The 17,421-nt window shown below is 65.1% G+C and carries 18 protein-coding genes; 17 read left to right on the top strand and 1 reads right to left on the bottom strand.

Annotation, left to right across the window (positions count from 1 at the left end):
- Positions 1 to 20: 20 nt before the first annotated feature.
- Together rhmD and AABF56_RS16600 are read left to right on the top strand one after the other, a co-directional pair.
- The gene (gene rhmD, locus AABF56_RS16605; RefSeq protein ID WP_272806785.1) at positions 21 to 1,202 is read left to right on the top strand and encodes an L-rhamnonate dehydratase; all 1,182 of its coding nucleotides are present in this window, start codon (positions 21 to 23) and stop codon (positions 1,200 to 1,202) included.
- A gap of 15 nt (positions 1,203 to 1,217) precedes the next feature.
- On the top strand, positions 1,218 to 1,964 hold the full coding sequence (locus tag AABF56_RS16600) for an SDR family NAD(P)-dependent oxidoreductase (RefSeq protein ID WP_272806784.1): 747 nt from the start codon (positions 1,218 to 1,220) through the stop codon (positions 1,962 to 1,964).
- Between the two features lie 85 nt (positions 1,965 to 2,049).
- On the opposite strand, the gene AABF56_RS16595 is transcribed toward AABF56_RS16600, so the two are convergent.
- Positions 2,050 to 3,102, bottom strand: coding sequence for a LacI family DNA-binding transcriptional regulator (locus tag AABF56_RS16595; RefSeq protein WP_272806783.1), 1,053 nt, complete (start codon positions 3,100 to 3,102; stop codon positions 2,050 to 2,052).
- A 318-nt stretch (positions 3,103 to 3,420) separates the two neighbouring features.
- Between AABF56_RS16595 and AABF56_RS16590 the strand changes: the two genes are divergently transcribed.
- From AABF56_RS16590 to AABF56_RS16520, 15 genes are all read left to right on the top strand, one after another.
- Positions 3,421 to 4,698, top strand: a complete 1,278-nt coding sequence (locus AABF56_RS16590) for an amino acid ABC transporter substrate-binding protein (RefSeq protein ID WP_272806782.1) — start codon at positions 3,421 to 3,423, stop codon at positions 4,696 to 4,698.
- 84 nt (positions 4,699 to 4,782) lie between these two features.
- Positions 4,783 to 5,529, top strand: a complete 747-nt coding sequence (locus AABF56_RS16585) for an ABC transporter ATP-binding protein (protein ID WP_272806781.1) — start codon at positions 4,783 to 4,785, stop codon at positions 5,527 to 5,529.
- The gene (locus AABF56_RS16580; RefSeq protein ID WP_244769744.1) at positions 5,529 to 6,257 is read left to right on the top strand and encodes an ABC transporter ATP-binding protein; all 729 of its coding nucleotides are present in this window, start codon (positions 5,529 to 5,531) and stop codon (positions 6,255 to 6,257) included. Before AABF56_RS16585 ends, AABF56_RS16580 begins: the two co-directional genes overlap by 1 nt.
- Positions 6,258 to 6,269: 12 nt before the next feature.
- Complete coding sequence (locus tag AABF56_RS16575; RefSeq protein WP_244769745.1) at positions 6,270 to 7,148, top strand: branched-chain amino acid ABC transporter permease; 879 nt, start codon at positions 6,270 to 6,272, stop codon at positions 7,146 to 7,148.
- A complete protein-coding gene (locus AABF56_RS16570) occupies positions 7,145 to 8,191 on the top strand; it encodes a branched-chain amino acid ABC transporter permease (protein WP_272806780.1) in 1,047 nt (348 codons plus the stop codon). The genes AABF56_RS16575 and AABF56_RS16570 overlap by 4 nt, the downstream gene beginning before the upstream one ends.
- 63 nt (positions 8,192 to 8,254) lie before the next feature.
- Complete coding sequence (locus AABF56_RS16565) at positions 8,255 to 9,040, top strand: glutathione S-transferase family protein (protein ID WP_272806779.1); 786 nt, start codon at positions 8,255 to 8,257, stop codon at positions 9,038 to 9,040.
- Between the two features lie 17 nt (positions 9,041 to 9,057).
- Positions 9,058 to 9,984: a dioxygenase family protein gene (locus AABF56_RS16560; RefSeq protein ID WP_272806778.1), complete on the top strand. Its 927-nt coding sequence runs from the start codon at positions 9,058 to 9,060 to the stop codon at positions 9,982 to 9,984.
- Positions 9,985 to 9,987: 3 nt separating this feature from the next.
- Positions 9,988 to 10,749, top strand: coding sequence for an SDR family NAD(P)-dependent oxidoreductase (locus AABF56_RS16555; RefSeq protein WP_272806777.1), 762 nt, complete (start codon positions 9,988 to 9,990; stop codon positions 10,747 to 10,749).
- Positions 10,749 to 11,627, top strand: a complete 879-nt coding sequence (locus AABF56_RS16550) for a 3-keto-5-aminohexanoate cleavage protein (RefSeq protein WP_272806776.1) — start codon at positions 10,749 to 10,751, stop codon at positions 11,625 to 11,627. The genes AABF56_RS16555 and AABF56_RS16550 overlap by 1 nt, the downstream gene beginning before the upstream one ends.
- Positions 11,628 to 11,658: 31 nt before the next feature.
- Positions 11,659 to 12,663 carry a quinone oxidoreductase family protein gene (locus AABF56_RS16545; RefSeq protein WP_272806775.1) on the top strand — a complete coding sequence of 335 codons (1,005 nt, stop codon included), beginning with the start codon at positions 11,659 to 11,661 and terminating at the stop codon, positions 12,661 to 12,663.
- A gap of 9 nt (positions 12,664 to 12,672) precedes the next feature.
- The gene (locus tag AABF56_RS16540; protein ID WP_272806774.1) at positions 12,673 to 13,005 is read left to right on the top strand and encodes a cupin domain-containing protein; all 333 of its coding nucleotides are present in this window, start codon (positions 12,673 to 12,675) and stop codon (positions 13,003 to 13,005) included.
- A 132-nt stretch (positions 13,006 to 13,137) separates the two neighbouring features.
- Positions 13,138 to 14,187, top strand: coding sequence for an alpha/beta hydrolase family protein (locus tag AABF56_RS16535; RefSeq protein WP_272806773.1), 1,050 nt, complete (start codon positions 13,138 to 13,140; stop codon positions 14,185 to 14,187).
- A 190-nt stretch (positions 14,188 to 14,377) separates the two neighbouring features.
- The gene (locus tag AABF56_RS16530; RefSeq protein ID WP_272806772.1) at positions 14,378 to 15,622 is read left to right on the top strand and encodes an acyl-CoA dehydrogenase family protein; all 1,245 of its coding nucleotides are present in this window, start codon (positions 14,378 to 14,380) and stop codon (positions 15,620 to 15,622) included.
- A gap of 70 nt (positions 15,623 to 15,692) precedes the next feature.
- Positions 15,693 to 16,442, top strand: a complete 750-nt coding sequence (locus tag AABF56_RS16525) for an electron transfer flavoprotein subunit beta/FixA family protein (protein ID WP_272806771.1) — start codon at positions 15,693 to 15,695, stop codon at positions 16,440 to 16,442.
- Positions 16,442 to 17,392, top strand: a complete 951-nt coding sequence (locus AABF56_RS16520) for an electron transfer flavoprotein subunit alpha/FixB family protein (RefSeq protein WP_272806770.1) — start codon at positions 16,442 to 16,444, stop codon at positions 17,390 to 17,392. The genes AABF56_RS16525 and AABF56_RS16520 overlap by 1 nt, the downstream gene beginning before the upstream one ends.
- Positions 17,393 to 17,421 lie beyond the last annotated feature (29 nt).

The raw sequence follows: 17,421 nt of genomic DNA, 5'->3' as shown, positions 1-17,421 counted from the left end.
CTGACCGCCGGAGCAAGGCCATGAGTTCACCCTTCCGTATCGCCGCCGTGCGCACCTATCTCGTGGAAAGCCAAGGGGATGGCGGCGATTACCACCGGCAGAAGGAGGGGCACTGGCTGATCGACACGCTGATCAGCAACCCGATGTCCGCCTATCCGGACTACAAGGCCAGCCGCACGAGCTGGGGCATCGGCGTGCTCGGCTCCATCGTCGTCGAGATCGAGACGGAGACGGGGGCGACAGGCGTTGCCACCGGCTTCGGCGGGCCGCCCGCTCTCTGGCTGATCCGCAACCATTTTTCCCGCTTCCTCGTCGGCCAGGATGCCCGAAACATCAACCGCATCTGGGACCAGCTCTTCCGGGCCTCGATGTTCTACGGCCGCAAGGGCCTGCCGATCGCCGCGATCAGCGTGGTCGATCTTGCGCTGTGGGATCTCGTCGGCAAGGTACGGGGAGAGCCGGTCTACAATCTCATCGGCGGGCTGAGCCGCGAGGAGATCAGCTTCTACTGCACGGGGCCGGCGCCGGACGCGGTCAAGGCGCTCGGCTTCTGGGGCGGCAAAGTGCCTTTGCCGCATGGCCCCGCGGATGGCGAGGAGGGGTTGCGCGCCAATGTCGCCTTCCTCGCCCGACACCGGGAAAAGGTCGGCCCCGGCTATCCCCTGATGGTGGATTGCTACATGTCGCTCGACGTGCCCTATGCCATCAGGCTGGCGGAAGCCTGCAAGCCGCTCGATATCTACTGGTGGGAGGAGGCGCTGCATCCGGACGACGTGGAGGGCTTCCGGCTGATCAAGCAGGCGCAGCCGACCGTCCGCTGGACCACCGGCGAGCACGAATATTCGCGCTACGGCTTCCGGCGGCTGATCGAGGAACGGCTGATCGACGTCCTGCAGCCGGATGTCATGTGGGTGGGCGGCCTCACCGAGCTGCTGCGCATCTCCGCGCATGCCTCGGCCTATGACATCCCTGTCATCCCGCATGGCAGCGGCCCCTATTCCTACCATTTCATCGCCTCCCAGCCGCACTCGCCCTACTGCGAATACGTCGCCGCGAGCCCGGACGGGCGCTCCGTGCTGCCGGTCTTCGGCCGGTTGTTCAGGGACGAGCCGATGCCGCGGAACGGCAAGCTCACCGTCGGGAATGCCCCCGGCTTCGGCATGGAGATCGCCGACCGGGCGATGCTGACGCTTTTCGAATAGGACAGGATCAACAGGATGAACCAGATCGACCTCACCGGCCAGACGGCCGTCATCACCGGCGGCGCGCAGGGCCTCGGCTTCGCCATCGCTAGGCGCATCGCCGCGTCGGGCGCAAGGGTCGCGCTTTGGGACGTGGACGCTGCCGAACTGCAAAGGGCCGTTGCCGAACTCGGCGAAGCGGCATGCGCCGTCCCCGTCGACATCACCGATCCGCAGGCGGTGGTCGATGCGGTGGCGCGGACCGAGGCGGAACGCGGGCCGATTTCCATCCTCGTCAATTCGGCCGGCATCGCCGGGCCGAACCATGCGCTCGACGACTATCCGCTCGACGATTGGAAGCGCGTCATCGACATCAACCTCAACGGCGCCTTCTACGTGAACCGCGCGGTGGTGCCGGGCATGAAGGCGCGCGGCTACGGCCGCATCGTCAACATCGCCTCGATCGCCGGCAAGGAAGGCAACCCCAACGCATCGGCCTATTCAGCCTCGAAGGCGGGGGTGATCGGCATGACCAAGTCGCTCGGCAAGGAGCTGGCCGGCCAGGACATCGCCGTCAACGCCATCACGCCGGCCGCCGCGCGCACCCGCATCTTCGACCAGATGAAGCAGGAGCATATCGACTACATGCTGTCGAAGATCCCGCGCGGCCGGTTCCTGGAGGTCGACGAGGCCGCCAGCATGGTCGCCTGGCTCGTCTCCCGCGAAAACAGCTTCACCACCGCCTCCGTGTTCGACCTTTCGGGCGGCCGGGCGACCTATTGATGCCGGCGGGCTGCCATGGGTAATTCCAGCAAGGGAACGTTGCGGCCTGCCTGCTGCGCCGACGGACTACGCCGGCTGACTTGCCTCATGCCGGCCGGTCCTCATCGTCCTGCCTGACCCGGGCGGTGCTCTCGCGAACGACGATTTCGACGGGGAGGATCGTCTCCATCGGAATGTCTTCGGCCTTGTCGCCATTCATGAGCTTCAGCAGCACGGTGGCGGCGGTTTGGCCGGCGCTGTGCTGGAGAATCCGCACGGTCGTCAGCCGGGGACGGATCAGTTCGAGGAACGGCATGTCGTTGAAGCCGGTGACGGAGATCTCGCGGGGGCAATCGATGCCGTGCTCGCGCAGTTCGTCGATCGCGCCCAGCGCGAGACGGTCGTTGGCGCACAAGGCGGCGGTGAATCTCCTGCCCGATGCCAGCAGTTCCCGGATGCAGCGCGCGCCCTCCTTCTCGTCGAAGCGCCGGGCTGTCGCCACGAGGGCCGGATCGAAGTCGAGCGAGAGTGTCGCGGCGGCATTGCGGAAGGCGGCCAGGCGAAGCTGGCCGGTCGACAGATCCTGCGGGCCGGCCACATGGGCGATGTCGCGATGCCCGAGGTCGCGCAGATGGCGCAACATCTCGCAGATGCCGGCATCCTCGTCATTGATGATGTAGGGGATCTGCGAGTTCTCGACCATGCGGTTCAGCGTCACCACCGGCAAGCCTTCGGCTGCCGCCCTCGCGATGGAAGGGTCGCTCCTCAGCACCGCCGCGTGGATGATGCCGTCGACGCCGCGGTCGCGCAGCACGTCGACGAGGCGGGTTTCCCTGTCCCGCTCGCTGTCGGTGTTGACGATGATCGACGCATAGCCAAGCGGCTCCAGAACGCTTTCGATGCCGCGCAGGATCGGCGGGAAGATGACGTTGGTAATGTCGGGGATCATCACGCCCACGGTCATCGTGCGATTGGTCCGCAGGCCCGCGGCGATGCGGTTCGGCCGATATCCCAGCGCGTCCGCCGCAGCCTGGATGCGGCTGGCGACCTCCTCCGTGATCGACTTGCGCTCGACCGGATCCAGGGCCCGGGAGACGGTGGATACGTGCACGCCCGTCTCACGGGCGATGTCCTTCAGCGTAATCCGTTTCTGCCGCATCTGGCCCCCTTTGATTTGCACATATTAGCAGATCGCGGACGGCGTACGCAATCGTTTGCAAAAATCCTTGACCAAACGCAAGTCCCATGATACCTCATCTTCGCAATCGATTGCACGGAAAGGCTTGGAGGAGTGTTCGTGCATCGAGCAACTGCTTGGTCGTCAAGGAGGGCGGGCGAGCAAACATCCCCAATGGACCCGGACGGAAAAGCGGGCAAGGCCGCAGGACGAACTTTGCCGGGCATGGAACGCAGCCGGGTGTCTTAATAGCGGACGCCTGGTCATCGATGCAATCGAGCGCTAACGGGAGGAAGGCGTATGAGATTGAACACATTGCTCGCGGCAACGGCCGCGGCGGCGATAATGGCAGGCGCGGCGCATGCCGAAAACCTGAAGATAGGCGCTTCGCTGCCGATTACCGGCGGCCTGTCGGTCAGCGGCGAGAAGCACAGGCGCGGCTATGAACTCTGCACCAAGCTGATCAATGACGCCGGCGGCATTCTCGGCCGGCAGGTCGAGCTGGTCGTCAGCGACAACCGGTCGGACACCGCAACCGCGATCAACCAGTATGAGCGCTTCATCAATGTCGACAAGGTCGAGGTCGTATACGGCACGTTTTCGAGCCGCCTGACCTTTCCCGTCGCCAGCATCCTTTCGAAATACAACATGGTGCACGCCATTCCCTCGGGCGGCGCCTTGCGCATCTACGAGCAGGGTTACAAGAACCTGTTCTACTTCCAGGTCAACGCTGCCGAATATACCGGCAAGGACGTGGCCGCGGTGATCAAGCAGCTCATTCCGGCGGGCGAGGCGCCGAAGTCTGTCGCCGTGGTCTCGGCCGACGACTTCTTCGCCAATGCCATCGAGGCGGGCCTGCTCGGGCAGAAGGTGAAGGACCCGGCGACCGACAAGGAGATCGCCGACCTGGCACCAGGCTATCTCTCCGACGCGGGCATCGAGGTGCTGATGCAGGAAAAGTGGCCGGAGGAAGGCTTCAACGACTGGCTGAACCTCGCCAACTCGATCAAGCGCTCCGGCGCAGAAATGGTCATCGGCCTGACGGCCTCGGCGGAGGAGGCCGTGCAGCTGACACGCAGCCTCAAGACCGTCGGCGCCACGCCCAAGCTGGTCTATCTCAGCCAGGGCGCGCAGACGGAGTTCGTCGAGGGCGTCGGCAAGGAAGCGGCCGATGGCGTGCTGAACCACACCACCTGGCACAAGGACGTGCCGTTCGAGAGCACGCTGGCCGGCAAGCCGTTCAACAATGCCGACTTCGTCAAGGCTTTCACCGCCGAATACGATGTCGAGCCGGATGAGGACAGCGCCATTCCGTTCGCCGTTTGCCAGGGCATCGAGCAGGCGATCCTCGGGGCGGGCACGACCGACAATGCCAAGATGGGTGAATGGCTGCATGCGCGCACCAAGGACGATCCCGTGCGCACCGTGCTTGGCCGCTTCTCCTGGGACGAAGTCGGCCTGCCGGTGGAGAAGTCCCACATCATGACGCAGTGGCAGGACGGCAGCCTGACCTTCGTCTACCCGACCGGCGAATTCGAAGGCGTGTCGCCGTTCCGCTACCCCAAGAACGGGTTCTGAGAAGACGGCAGCGGAAAGGTGCCCGGCGTGGGCATCTTTCCCACTGCGGCCATTGTCGGCGCAACTCGGAAGAGGAGATGGCGCATGCTTGAAGTGAAGAACCTCTGTAAGCATTTCGGCGGCATCAAGGCCGTCGACGGTGTCACGTTCACGGTCGAGAAAGGCGCGATTACCGCCCTGATCGGACCGAACGGCGCCGGGAAGACGACCGCGTTCAATTGCATCAGCCGGACGGCGGCGCCGACATCGGGCGAGGTCTGGCTCGACGGCGAGCGGATCGACCACCTCCGCCCCCACAAGATCACGGCGAAGGGCCTCAGCCGGACCTTCCAGATCTCGCGCAATCTCGGCGACATGACCGTGATCGAGAATGTCATCGTCCAGTCCAGGGTCGATGGCCTGCGCGGCCTGTTCCGCCCGGCCATGTCGCGGGAGGAAAAGGACAAGGCGATGTCGATCCTCGATTTCCTCGGCATCACCCGCATCGCCCACGAGGATGGCCACAACCTTTCCTACGGCCAGAAGAAGCTCATGGACCTTGCCGCGCTCCTGATGTCCGATCCCAAGATCATCCTGCTCGACGAGCCGGCCGGCGGGGTCAACCCGTCGCTGATGGAGGAGATCGTCGGCCATATCCGCGCGCTCAACGACAAGGGCCTGACGGTGCTGATCGTCGAGCACAACATGGACCTGATCATGCGGCTCTCGCACAAGGTCGTGGTCATGGCGCACGGCAAGGTCATCTGCGCCGGCACGCCCGATGTGGTGCGCAAGGATCCCCATGTGCTCGATGCCTATCTCGGCGGCGTCCTGGAAGACGAGGCAGCCTGATGACGAAGCTTCTGGAGGTCACCAACATCACCGCCGGCTACGGCGACGGCCCCGCCATCATCGATGGTGCCCAGCTGACCATCGAGCCCGGCAAGGTCCATTGCATCATCGGCCCGAACGGCGCCGGAAAATCGACGCTGCTCAAGGCGATCTGCGGCATGCTGTCGATCCGCAAGGGCGACGTCGTGTTCAAGGGCGAGCGGCTGAACGGGCTGCGCCCCGACCAGATCCTGCGCAAGGGCATCTGTTTCGTGCCGCAGGAGCGCGCACTGTTCGCGAAGATGACCGTGCGCGAGAACCTGCGCATGGGCGGCTTCATCCTCGACGACAAGCGGGAGCTGGAGCGCCGCATCGACGGCATCCTGGAACGCTTCCCGATCCTTCGCGAGCGTGCCGACCAGCATGCCGGCACCATGTCCGGCGGCCAGCAGCAGACGCTCGCCATGGCCCGCACGCTCATCATCAAGCCCGACATCGTCATGCTCGACGAACCGTCCCTCGGCCTGGCGCCGAAGGTCGTCCAGGAGATGTTCGACATCATGAAGATGATGTCGGCGGAAGGCGTCACCGTGCTCCTCGTCGAGCAGAATGCGCTGATGGGCCTCAAGAACGCCGACTGGGGCGTGGTGCTCGATCTCGGCCGGACGCTGTTCGAAGGCCCGGCCGCCACGGTGCTGGCCGATCCGCGCATCCAGGAACTTTACCTCGGCGGCAAGAAGGCCGCCTGACGAGGAACAGACATGGCAGAGATATTGCAGATTCTGATCCTGGGCCTGGCGCTTGGCGGCGTCATCGCCCTCATGGGCTCCGGCCTGTCGCTGGTCTTCGGCGTGATGCGCATCGTCAATCTCGCCCATCCCGCGCTGATCATCGGCGGTGCCTATATCACCTACCTGGCGTTCAAGACGTTCGACATCGATCCGATCGCCATGCTGCCCGTCGCAGCCGTCGCCATGGCCGCCGTCGGCGTGGTGCTCTACCGGCTGCTGTTCCAGCGGGAGGCCAAGAGCGCCAAATATTCCGAGATGACGGTGCTTCTCACCTTCGCGCTGGCAATGATGGTGGAAGGGCTGCTCGGCGGTCTCTTCACCAACACGCAGCGGGTGACGTCGCCCGACTACGCCACCGCCGCCTTCTTCATCGGTGATGTCTTCATCCCCAAGGGGCAGCTCTATGCCGGCCTCGTCTCGCTGGCGATCATCGCGGCGCTGTCCCTGTTCCTCAAATATTCGCGGCTCGGCTATGCCATCCGCGCCACGACGCAGAACCGTGAGGCGGCGGAGCTCCTCGGGGTCAACGTGCAGTTCATCAGCGTGCTCGCCTTCGCCATCGGCATCGGCCTTGCGGGCGCCGCCGGATCGCTGGTCAGCTTCGTGTTCAGCTTCTTCCCGGCCAAGCACTGGGAATGGATCGCCATGCTGATGTCGGTGGTGGTGCTCGGCGGCATGGGCAGCATCCTCGGCACGGTGGTGGGTGCGCTGATCCTGTCCGTTGTCGCCGCCTTTGTCGGCACCTGGATCGGGGCGACCTGGTCGACGCTGACCTTCTTCCTCGCCCTTTTCATCATTCTGCTGGTTCGGCCCCAGGGTCTGTTCGGCGAAAAACCGGAGATGGCATGATGGCCGTTACCCTTCAGGATTCCAGCGCCAGCGCCGTCATCGAGGCACGCCGCGCCCACAACGAGAAACTGTCGCGCAAGGCGGACCAGACCCGGGCGACCTGGTTTCCGCTCACGCTGCTTGCGCTGCTTGCCGCGATGCCGCTGCTGCAATTCGTCGGCAACTACAATTACGTCCTGCACCTGGTGCTGTTCACCGCGTCCTATGTCGCCATGGCCTCGGGCTGGAACATCCTCGGCGGTTTCGCCGGCTATGTCTCGCTCGGCCACGCCGTGTTCTTCGGCGTCGGGGGATATTTCTCCGGCATGCTTCTGGCGCGCTACGGCATTTCCACGCTGATCACCGCGCCGCTCGCCGGCCTCGTCGCGGCGGCCATCGGCTATGCCGTGGGCTTGGTCACGCTCAAGGTGCGCGGCCCGAGCTTCATCATCTCGTCGATCGCCCTTCTGATGATCGCCCGCATCCTGTTCGACAACTGGCATTTCATCGGCGGTGCCAACGGCCTGACCCTGCCGCCGAACGATCTGTCGGTGCAGTGGGCCAAGCTGCCCTACTACTATGCGATGCTGGCGATCGCGGCCTTCACCATATGGTCGGCCTACAAGATCAAGCACTCGAAGTTCGGCCTCGGCCTGCGTGCTCTTTCGAAGGACGAGATCAAGGCGGAAAGCGCCGGTATCGACACGCGCTTCTACAAGGTCGCGGCCTTCGCGCTCTCGGCTTTCTTCGTCGGAATGGTGGGCGCGGTGTGGGGGGAGTATCTCACCTATCTGCGGCCGAACATCTTCCTGCTCATCCTGGTCTCGGCCAACATGGTGCTGATGTGCATCCTCGGCGGCAAGGGCACGATCGCCGGGCCGGTGATCGGCGCGATCCTGATCGTCGCGCTCAACGAGCTCTTCGTCGCCACCATGGGGGCCTCCGAAATCAACATTCTCGGCACCGGCCTGGTGATGGCGATCGGCCTGATCTTCTTCCCGCTGGGACTGGTCGGAACCCTTGCCAGAAGCGGAAGGCTCCCCCGCATCCTCAACTGGGACTAGCAGGGCGCCGCCAGGCCCCGACATCGAGGATACGGCTCGTACGGTCAACGAGAGGAAAACGACATGCCGGAATTCGTTCTCTACAACGCGCCGCAGTCCACATGCAGCCAGCGGGTCCGTTATGTGCTTCATGCGAAGGGCAGGGTCTTCGAGGAGCACAGGCTCGATCTCTTCAAGGGGGATCAGCTCACGCCCGAATACCTCGCGATCAATCCCAATGGCGTGGTCCCGACCCTGCTGCATGACGGCGCCCCGGTGACCGATTCCGCCGTCATCATGGAGTATCTGGAGGACATCCTCGGTAGCGTTACGCCGCTGAGGCCCGGCGATCCGCTCAAGGTGGCCGAGATGCGCGCGATGCTGCGCTTCATCGACGAGGTGCCGACGCCGGCAATCCGCGTGCCGTCGTACAACCTCGCCTTCCTGCCGCACTTCCAGGCGATGGGCGATGAAGAGTTCCAGGCGCTGTGCGACAGCAAGCCCCTGCGCCGCGAATTCCTCATGAAGATGGGGCGCACCGGGTTCCCGAAAGCCGAGATGGACGAGGCCCTGGCGCGCCTGCAGCGCGGCATCGACCGCATGGCGACATGGCTTGCCGCCAGCGGCGGGCCCTGGCTGATGGGCGCGGAGCTCAGCCTTGCCGATATCGCGATCATGCCCGTCATCGTGCGGATGGACGACATCCGGCTTGCCGGAATGTGGTGCAAAGCGCCCGCCATCGGCCGCTGGCTCGAGAGGGTCCGGCAAACGCCCGCCTTCTCCGCGACCTACTATCACGGGTCGCTGCTGACCGAGAAGTACCCGCATCTCGCGGCCGCCGCCAAGCGGCGCGAACCCATGGACGCATGAACGCAGTGGAGGATGAAATGGACTATGTCAGCACCCCGCCCAAGCTCATCACCAGGGAAGCCGACGTGACGCCCACCGTTCTTGCGGCGATGGCGGACACCGACAATCCCCGGCTGAAGGAAATCATGACCGTGCTGGTGGAACACCTCCACCAGTTCATCCTCAAGACGCGCCCGACGGAGGAGGAGTTCGAATATGCGCTGCGCTGGATCGTCGAGATCGGCCAGCGGACGAACGAATTCCACAACGAGGTGGTGCTCGCCGCCGACGTGCTCGGCGCATCCACGCTGATCGACCTCATCAACAATGACGGCATGCAGGGCGAGACGATGTCGGCGCTGCTCGGGCCGTTCTACCGCGGCGATGCGCCGGTCTGCGCGAACGGCGACTGTATCGCCCGCTCGCAAACGCCCGGTGCCACGCTTTTCTTCTCCGGCAGGGTCATCGGAACCGACGGCGCGCCGATCGCCGGGGCCATGCTCGATGTGTGGCAGGCATCGCCGGTTGGCCTGTACGAGAACCAGGATGAAACCCAGGAGGATTGCAACCTTCGCGGCAAGTTCATCAGCGAGGCCGATGGCCGGTATCATTTCCGCTCGGTCAAGCCCGCCGGCTATCCGGTGCCGACCGACGGGCCTGTCGGCGTGCTGCTGCGGGCCCAGAACCGTGAACCGATGCGGCCGGCGCACGTCCATTTCATCGTGTCCGCGCCGGGGCACAAGACCCTGATCACGCAGATTTTCTCCGACACGCCCGAGGCGCTGGCGGCGGATGTCGTGTTCGGCGCCAAGCAGCAGATCGTCGGCAACTTCGTCATGCATACCGCGCCGCATCCCGATTATCCGGATGCGAGCCTGCCCTTCTACACCTGCGAATACGATTTCAAGCTGGTGCCTGGCAAGTCGACGCTGCCCGTCCCGCCGATTTCGGGAAAGAAGAGCTGAGCCATGGCTGCGCAAGACTCCCATCGTCCTCTTGAGGGCAAGGTGGCCGTCGTTGTCGGAGGCTCCGGCGGTATCGGTCGCGAGACCTGCCGGATGCTTGCCGCCGCCGGTGCCACCGTCGTCGTCGGCTACCGTTCGGGCAGGCAGAAGGCGGCGGAGATCGTCGGCGAGCTTGCCGGCGAAGGCCATGTCGCGCTGCCGGTCTCCATCGAGGAGACCGCGACGATCGAGGCGTTCCGGGATGGAGTGCTGGAAACGTTCGGCCGCGTGGACATCCTGGTCAATACGGCAGGCGTCACGGAGCCGGTGGCGCATGGCGACCTCGATGCCCTGACCGACGCGATGATCGACCGCATCTTCATCAACAACTGGCGCGGTGTCTTCGCCACGATCCGCGCCTTCGCGCCGGCGCTGAAAGCAAGTGGCGACGGCCTGATCGTCAACGTCTCGTCGATCGCCGCCTTCACCGGCATCGGCTCGAATGTCGCCTATTGCGGCGCCAAGGCGGGCCTCGACATCATGGCGAATTCGCTCGGCCGGGCGCTCGCCCCCGAGATCCGCGTCATGGTGGTCTCGCCCGGGGCCGTCGACACGCAATTCGTGCCCGGCAGAGGCAAGGAATTTGCCGACAAGGTCGCCGCGACCACCCCGCTCAAGCGGATTACCAGCCCGCTGGACGTCGCCGAGGCGATCGTTTCCTGCGCCACGCACCTGAAGTTCTCGACCGGCAGCCGGATCGTCGTCGATGGAGGAAGGCACCTGTAATGCAGCCGAAAGTCATCATCACCTGCGCCGTGACCGGCAACCTGACGACACGGGAGAACCATCCCGGCCTGCCGGTGACGCCGGAAGAGATCGCCGATGCCTGCCTCGAGGCGGCGGATGCCGGGGCCGCGATCGCCCACATCCACGTGCGCGATCCCGAAACGGCGAAACCGTCCATGGAGCTGAAGCACTATCGCGAGGTGGTCGAAAGGATCAGGGCGAAGAACAGTGCCCTGATCCTCAACGTGACCACGGGACCGGGAGGACGCTATCACCCGAGCGACGAGAATCCGGCGGTGGCCGGCCCGCGCACGACGCTGATGCGGCCGGAAAAGCGCGTCGAGCATATCACCGCGCTGAAGCCCGACATCGCCACGCTCGACCTCAACACCATGACCTTCGGCAACGAGGTGGTGATCAACACCCCCGGCAATGTGAAGATCATGGCCGACCTCATCAACGAGGCCGGCTCCAAGCCGGAGCTCGAGGTCTTCGATACCGGCCATATCGTGCTCGCGCAGGACCTGATGAAGGCGGGTGTGCTGAAATCACCGGCGATGTTCACTATCGTCACCGGTGTCAAATACGGCTTTCCCTCCACCACCGACGTCATGGCCACCGCCGCGCGCATGCTGCCGCGTGATGCCGCGTGGACGGGCTTCGGCGTCGGCCGGATGTCGTTCCCGATGGCGATGCAGGCCTATCTGCTCGGCGGGCATGTCCGCGTCGGCCTTGAGGACAATTCCTACATCGCCAAGGGCGTGCTGGCGAAGGGAAACGGCGAACTGGTGGAGCGCGCCCGCGACCTCATCGAGAAACTCGGCGGGCAGATTGCCGGTCCGTCGGAGGCCAGGGAAATCTTGGGGCTTGCGGCCTGAGCGGCGCAGCTGGAGCAAAGGAGACGAAGACATGAACATTCAAGCAAGCGCCAAAGCCGGCAATGCCCTCAGGGTTTCCCAGAAGTCGCCGGATCTCGACAACCTTCTGATCGATGTCGTCGAGGTGGCCGTACCGCGCCCCGGCCCCGGCCAGGTGTTGGTCGAGGTCGTGGCGGCGGGGGTCAATCCCAGCGACGTCAAGGCCTCGCTCGGCCACATGCCGCATGCCGTCTGGCCGCGCATACCGGGCCGCGACTTCGGCGGCATCGTGCGCGAGGGACCGTCGCAGATGATCGGCATGGAGGTCTGGGGCGGCGGCGGCGAACTCGGCATCAGCCAGGACGGCAGCCACGGCAAATGGATGGTGCTCGACCAGAAGGCGGTGCGCGCCAAGCCGGAGAATTTCTCGATGGAGGAGGCCGGCTCGGTCGGCGTGCCGTTCATCACCGCCTATGAGGGCCTGCGCGAGGCGGGCGGCGCCAAGCCGACCGACGTCGTTCTCGTCTGTGGCGGAAACGGCAAGGTCGGGCAGGCGGCGATCCAGCTTGCCACGATGGCCGGGGCGAAGGTCTTTGCCGTCGAATACAATGCGCAGCCCTTGATGGGCCACGCCAACGGCCCGGTCACGATGCTGAACAGCGCCGTCGACGATGTCGCTGCCATCGTTCGCGACATGACCGGCGGCCATGGCGCCGATATCGTCTTCAACACCGTGGGCAGCCCCTATTTCGAGATTGCCAACAAGGCGATGGCCAAGCAGGCGCGGCAGATCTTCATCTCGACCTTCGACCGCGCCGTGCCCTTCGACATCTTCAACTTCTTCCGCGGCCGCCACAAATATATTGGCATCGACACGCTGGCGCTGTCCTCCGTCGATGGCGCGCGAATCTTCGACAGGCTGAAGCTGAAGTTCGAGGAGGGCCTGCTCAAGCCGTTCCCGATCAACCCCGACTGCTGCTACGACCTCAAGGATGCTGCGAAGGCCTATGCCTCGGTGCTGCGCGGAACGCCCGAGCGGGTGCTGCTCAAGCCGTAAGGAGAGATCATGCAGGTCACCCGCTACAGCGAGGCGAAGCCTTACGAGGCTCCCGAACATTACGACATGCGCTGTCTGCGCCTGCAGGGCAAGGAGGCGACGGCGACGGATACGATCTGGATCGGCCTGTCGCATCTCCTGCCGGGCGGGCGCACCTCGCTCAAGGGGGCGGCGGTGGAGAAGATCTACATCGTCGTTGCCGGCGAAGTCACAGTTGAAACCGTCGATGCCGTCGTCACGCTCGGTGTGCTCGACAGTTGCCGGCTGGCGCCGGGCGAGGCGCGCGTGCTGGTCAACCGTACCAACGCGCCGGCATCGATCCTGCTTGCGATGCCGACCTGAAACCGAACGAACGGCAAAACATGTCGTGCGGAGCGGAAAGACACCGGTCGAAGGCGGAATCCTGTCCGCGTGAACCCAGGCGTTTGATCCCTGACGATGGGATATATCCGGCACCGCTGGAAGGACAAGAGAATGAGCGAGACGGAAAACAGGTTGCTGAGCGTGGTGGAACACTGGCTGCCGCGCATGGAGGTTGCCGGCATCCCTTCGGCGACGGCAAAGGCCGTGATCGACAGTGCCGGTGTCTGGGAGAACTGGCTTGCAGCCTGGAGCGCCGAAGGCGACCGCCATGCCGGGATGGGCGAGGCGGCCCTTGCGCGGGGCCGCAGGGTCACCGCCGGCGAGGCATTTGCCCGCGCCAGCCTGTTCTACCACTTCGGCCAGTTCATGGCTTTCGACGACCTTGACGCGAAGGAGCGCGTCGCGGCGCTGAAGGTGGCAGCGTTCCGCAAGGCCGCGCCGCTGCTGGAGCAGCCCGGCGAACCGGTCGAGGTGCCGTTCGAAGGCGGCGTGCTGCGCGGCTATCTCCGCCGGCCGGCGGGGCAGGAGCCGCATCCGCTGGCGCTCATCATCCCCGGCTCGGATTCCACCAAGGAGGAGTTTCCGGCGTTCGAACGGCATTTTCTCCTGCGCGGCATGGCGACGCTGTCGCTCGACGGTCCGGGACAGGGCGAGGGCCGGTCGCACGGCCACCTGCGGGCCGACGTCGCGCCGGCCGTCGCCGCGGCGATAAAGGCGGTCGAGGGCCGGCCCGGCCTTACGGGCGCCGTCGGCCTGGTCGGCATGGCCTTTGGCGGCTTTCTGGCGCTCCGGGCGGCGGCGCTGGAAGGGCTCGCCGCCGTCGTTTCCATCAATGGCTTTTATGATCTCGGGGCGCTCTGGCCGACATTGCCGAAGGTCTACCAGGACAACATGACCTTCGCGCTGGGTGGTGACGACGTCGTCGAAAGCGCCCGTCGTTTCACCCTGGCGGATATCGAGGGGCCGGCGGTGCCGGCGCTCGTTCTGCATGGCGGCCGCGACAGGATCTTTCCGCCGTCGGAAGCGCAGAAATGCGCCGATACGTGCAGGGCCGGTGCGGAACTGCATGTCTTTCCCACCGGAAACCACGTCTGCAACAACATCCCCTGGATGTACCGGCCGCTCGTCGCCGACTGGCTGGCGGAACGGTTGAAGGCGTAGCGCAGCGGGGCAATGGAGCCGGATGGCAGCTCGTTCGGGCTGGTGTGAAACAGGAAAAGTCCACTCGAAACTGGACGATTGTCCACCACAAGCGGACGCCGGCGCCTGATCCGATATCCCGGGTGCTGATACCAATTGCGGCACAGCGGAAGGCCAGCAGCCGACCGCTTTGCACTCAAGGGGAGCGAAGATGATTCACGCCGATGACGGGATATTGTCCCAGGAACAACGCCTGATGCGTGACAGCTGCCGATCGTTTGTCGACGATGTGGTGACGCCGTTCATCCGGTCGAACTGGCAGCGCGAATGGGACATGAGCCCGGGCGAACGGTTGCCGGGCGCGATCCTCGAAGGCGCGGAAGCGATCGGCATCCGCACCCTCGGCGTGCCGGAGGAATTCGGCGGGATCGATCTCGAGCGGGAGACCGAGGTGCGCACCTTCGCCCTGATCGCCGAGGAGATCGCCCGCGGCGATTCGGGCCTTGCCGACAAGCTGGTGCAGAACTGGAAGGTCTCGATCGTCATCCGCCAGTTCGCGGCGAAACACCTGCAGGAAAAATGGTTCCCGCGCCTGCTGGAGGACCCGAAGTTCCTCCTGGCGCACTGCCTCACCGAGCCGAGGGGCGCCTCCGACCGCTGGCTGCCCTACAACGTCCCGGAAGCCTCCATGCACACCAGGGCGGTGCCGGACGGCGACCACTGGGTCATCAACGGCCGCAAGCAGTTCATCTCGAATGGTTTCGACGCCAGCCTCTATGTCGTCTATGCCAATACCGATCCTTCCGTCGGCATGCTGCAGGGCACGTCGAGCTTCCTGGTTCCCCGCGAAACGCCGGGCCTGACCATCACCAAGTGCAACGAGACGATGGGCTGCCGCTTCATGAACAACGGCGAGCTGGTCTTCGAGGATTGCCGCATCCCGGCCGACTACCTGCTCGTCAAGAGCACGGCGCTGGCCTCCGCCGGCCAGTATTTCCGCGCCGGCAAGATCATCCAGGCGGCCAAGAACCTCGGTGTCGGCGTTGCCTGTTTCGAGCGCACGGCCGACTATGTCCAGAACTATGTCCAGGGCGGGCGCATCCTGATCAAACACCAGGCCGTGGCGCTGCGGCTCGCCGACATGGCGACGCGCATCGAGGCCGTGCGCTCGCTGGTCGAGCGAGCGTCGAAGGCGGTGGACGAAGCGCATCCCGACGCAGACGTCCTGTGCAACATGGCGAAGGTCTACGCGTCGGAGGAGATCATGAAGGTCGCCACCCACGCGCTGGAGCTTCACGGCGGCAACGGTGCGATGCTCGAATTCGGCATCGAGAAGCTGTTCCGCGATGCGGCGATCTTCCTGCACATGGATGCGACGGTCGATGTCAGCCGCATGAAGATCATCAAGAACATGTTCCCCGCCACCGCCGGCAAATATGCCGGCCCGGAAACCTGAAGCGAAGCGGGCGGGCGGGCGGCAGGGCCGGAGGACCCTGCCGCCTGTCCCGGCCAAGGGAGGAACACAGATGAAGATACTGGTTGCGGTGAAGCGGGTTGCCGATCCCAATGTCAAGGTGCGTGCCCTGGCGGACGGTTCGGGTGTCGACCTTGCGAACATCAAGATGACGATGAACCCGTTCGACGAGATCGCCGTCGAGGAGGCGGTCCGCCTGAAGGAGGCAGGGCTGGCGAGCGACGTCGTCGCCGTGTCGATCGGTTCCGAAAAATCCGCCGAGACCCTGCGCACGGCCCTCGCGATGGGGGCGGATCGTGGCCTGCTGGTCCGCACGGATGCGGTTGTCGAGCCGCTCGCCGTCGCCAAGATCCTGAAGGCCGTCGCCGAGGCCGAAAGGCCCGACATCATCATCACCGGCAAGCAGGCGATCGACGACGACGCCAACCAGACCGGCCAGATGTTGTCGGCGTTGCTGGGGTGGGGGCAGGGGACGTTTGCCTCGAAGCTCGTCGTCGGCGACAAGGCGATCGAGGTCACCCGCGAGGTCGACGGCGGCCTGCAGACGGTCGGCCTGCCGCTTCCGGCGCTGGTCACCGCCGATCTCAGGCTGAACGAGCCGCGATACGCCTCGCTGCCCAACATCATGAAAGCAAAGAAGAAGCCGATCGATGAACGGACGCCCGCCGACTACGGCGTGGCCGTCGAGCCGCGCCTGACGGTCGTGCGGGTGCACGAGCCGGCAACCCGCAAGGCCGGCATCAAGGTCGGCTCGGTGGGCGAACTTGTCGAGCGGTTGCGTATGGAAGCAGGAGTTCTCTGATGACCATTCTCGTTCTGGCAGAGCATCAGGATACGCAGCTTGACGACGTCACCGCCAAGGCGGTCTCCGCCGCAGGGCGGATCGGCGGCGAGGTCCACGTCCTTGTCGCGGGGTCCGGCTGCCAGGCGGCGGCCGAAGCGGCGGCGGGCCTTGCGGGCGTCGCCCGGGTCCTCCTCGCGGACGACCCCTCCCTGTCGAACCGGCTCGCGGAGCCGGTGGCGGCCCTGGTCGTCAACCTTGCGGGCGGCTACGACGCCGTCCTCGCACCCTCGACCACCAGCGGCAGGAACATCCTGCCGCGCGTCGCCGCGCTGCTCGATGTGATGCAGATATCCGACGTCGTCGCGATCGACGGGCCGGACCTGTTCCAGCGCCCGATCTATGCGGGCAACGTGATCCAGACCGTGCGGTCCACGGACGCGAAAAAGGTGCTGACCATTCGCGCATCCTCCTTCCCCGCCGCGTCCGTCGCGGCGGCGGCAGTGCCGGTCGAAGCTGTCGCCATCCCGGAAAACCCCGGCCGGTCGACGTTCGTGCGGAGCGAATTTTCGCGGTCCGAGCGTCCGGAACTGGCGGGGGCGCGGATCGTCGTGTCGGGCGGGCGGGCGCTGGCCTCCGCCGAAAACTTCGAGACTGTGCTGGCACCGCTGGCCGATACGCTGGGCGCTGCGATCGGCGCGAGCCGCGCGGCCGTCGATGCCGGTTATGTCTCGAACGATCTCCAGGTCGGCCAGACGGGCAAGATCATTGCGCCCGACCTCTACATCGCCTGCGGCATTTCCGGTGCGATCCAGCATCTCGCGGGCATGAAGGATTCCAGGGTGATCGTCGCGATTAACAAGGATCCCGATGCACCGATCTTCCAGGTCGCCGACTATGGTCTGGTTGCCGATCTGTTCGAAGCCGTGCCGGAATTTCATGCAGCGGTTGCCGAAGGCGCAAAAGCCTAGGTGATCGGGAACCACGTCTCGCCAAACGA

It is taken from the genome of Shinella sp. WSC3-e (assembly GCF_945994535.1).
Lineage (GTDB): Bacteria > Pseudomonadota > Alphaproteobacteria > Rhizobiales > Rhizobiaceae > Shinella > Shinella yambaruensis.
The sequence above is the reverse complement of the archived record's forward strand: the minus strand, read 5'-3'. Positions and strand labels throughout refer to the sequence as shown.

Bases quoted from the DNA above. Each gene is read 5' to 3' on its own strand.
- rhmD (WP_272806785.1), top strand. From the start codon at position 21: ATGAGTTCACCCTTCCGTATCGCCGCCGTGCGCACCTATCTCGTGGAA.
- AABF56_RS16545 (WP_272806775.1), top strand. From the start codon at position 11,659: ATGAACATTCAAGCAAGCGCCAAAGCCGGCAATGCCCTCAGGGTTTCC.
- AABF56_RS16520 (WP_272806770.1), top strand. From the start codon at position 16,442: ATGACCATTCTCGTTCTGGCAGAGCATCAGGATACGCAGCTTGACGAC.
- AABF56_RS16540 (WP_272806774.1), top strand. From the start codon at position 12,673: ATGCAGGTCACCCGCTACAGCGAGGCGAAGCCTTACGAGGCTCCCGAA.
- AABF56_RS16580 (WP_244769744.1), top strand. From the start codon at position 5,529: ATGACGAAGCTTCTGGAGGTCACCAACATCACCGCCGGCTACGGCGAC.
- AABF56_RS16560 (WP_272806778.1), top strand. From the start codon at position 9,058: ATGGACTATGTCAGCACCCCGCCCAAGCTCATCACCAGGGAAGCCGAC.
- AABF56_RS16570 (WP_272806780.1), top strand. From the start codon at position 7,145: ATGATGGCCGTTACCCTTCAGGATTCCAGCGCCAGCGCCGTCATCGAG.
- AABF56_RS16565 (WP_272806779.1), top strand. From the start codon at position 8,255: ATGCCGGAATTCGTTCTCTACAACGCGCCGCAGTCCACATGCAGCCAG.
- AABF56_RS16600 (WP_272806784.1), top strand. From the start codon at position 1,218: ATGAACCAGATCGACCTCACCGGCCAGACGGCCGTCATCACCGGCGGC.
- AABF56_RS16525 (WP_272806771.1), top strand. From the start codon at position 15,693: ATGAAGATACTGGTTGCGGTGAAGCGGGTTGCCGATCCCAATGTCAAG.
- AABF56_RS16575 (WP_244769745.1), top strand. From the start codon at position 6,270: ATGGCAGAGATATTGCAGATTCTGATCCTGGGCCTGGCGCTTGGCGGC.
- AABF56_RS16595 (WP_272806783.1), bottom strand. From the start codon at position 3,102: ATGCGGCAGAAACGGATTACGCTGAAGGACATCGCCCGTGAGACGGGC.
- AABF56_RS16555 (WP_272806777.1), top strand. From the start codon at position 9,988: ATGGCTGCGCAAGACTCCCATCGTCCTCTTGAGGGCAAGGTGGCCGTC.
- AABF56_RS16530 (WP_272806772.1), top strand. From the start codon at position 14,378: ATGATTCACGCCGATGACGGGATATTGTCCCAGGAACAACGCCTGATG.
- AABF56_RS16535 (WP_272806773.1), top strand. From the start codon at position 13,138: ATGAGCGAGACGGAAAACAGGTTGCTGAGCGTGGTGGAACACTGGCTG.
- AABF56_RS16585 (WP_272806781.1), top strand. From the start codon at position 4,783: ATGCTTGAAGTGAAGAACCTCTGTAAGCATTTCGGCGGCATCAAGGCC.
- AABF56_RS16550 (WP_272806776.1), top strand. From the start codon at position 10,749: ATGCAGCCGAAAGTCATCATCACCTGCGCCGTGACCGGCAACCTGACG.
- AABF56_RS16590 (WP_272806782.1), top strand. From the start codon at position 3,421: ATGAGATTGAACACATTGCTCGCGGCAACGGCCGCGGCGGCGATAATG.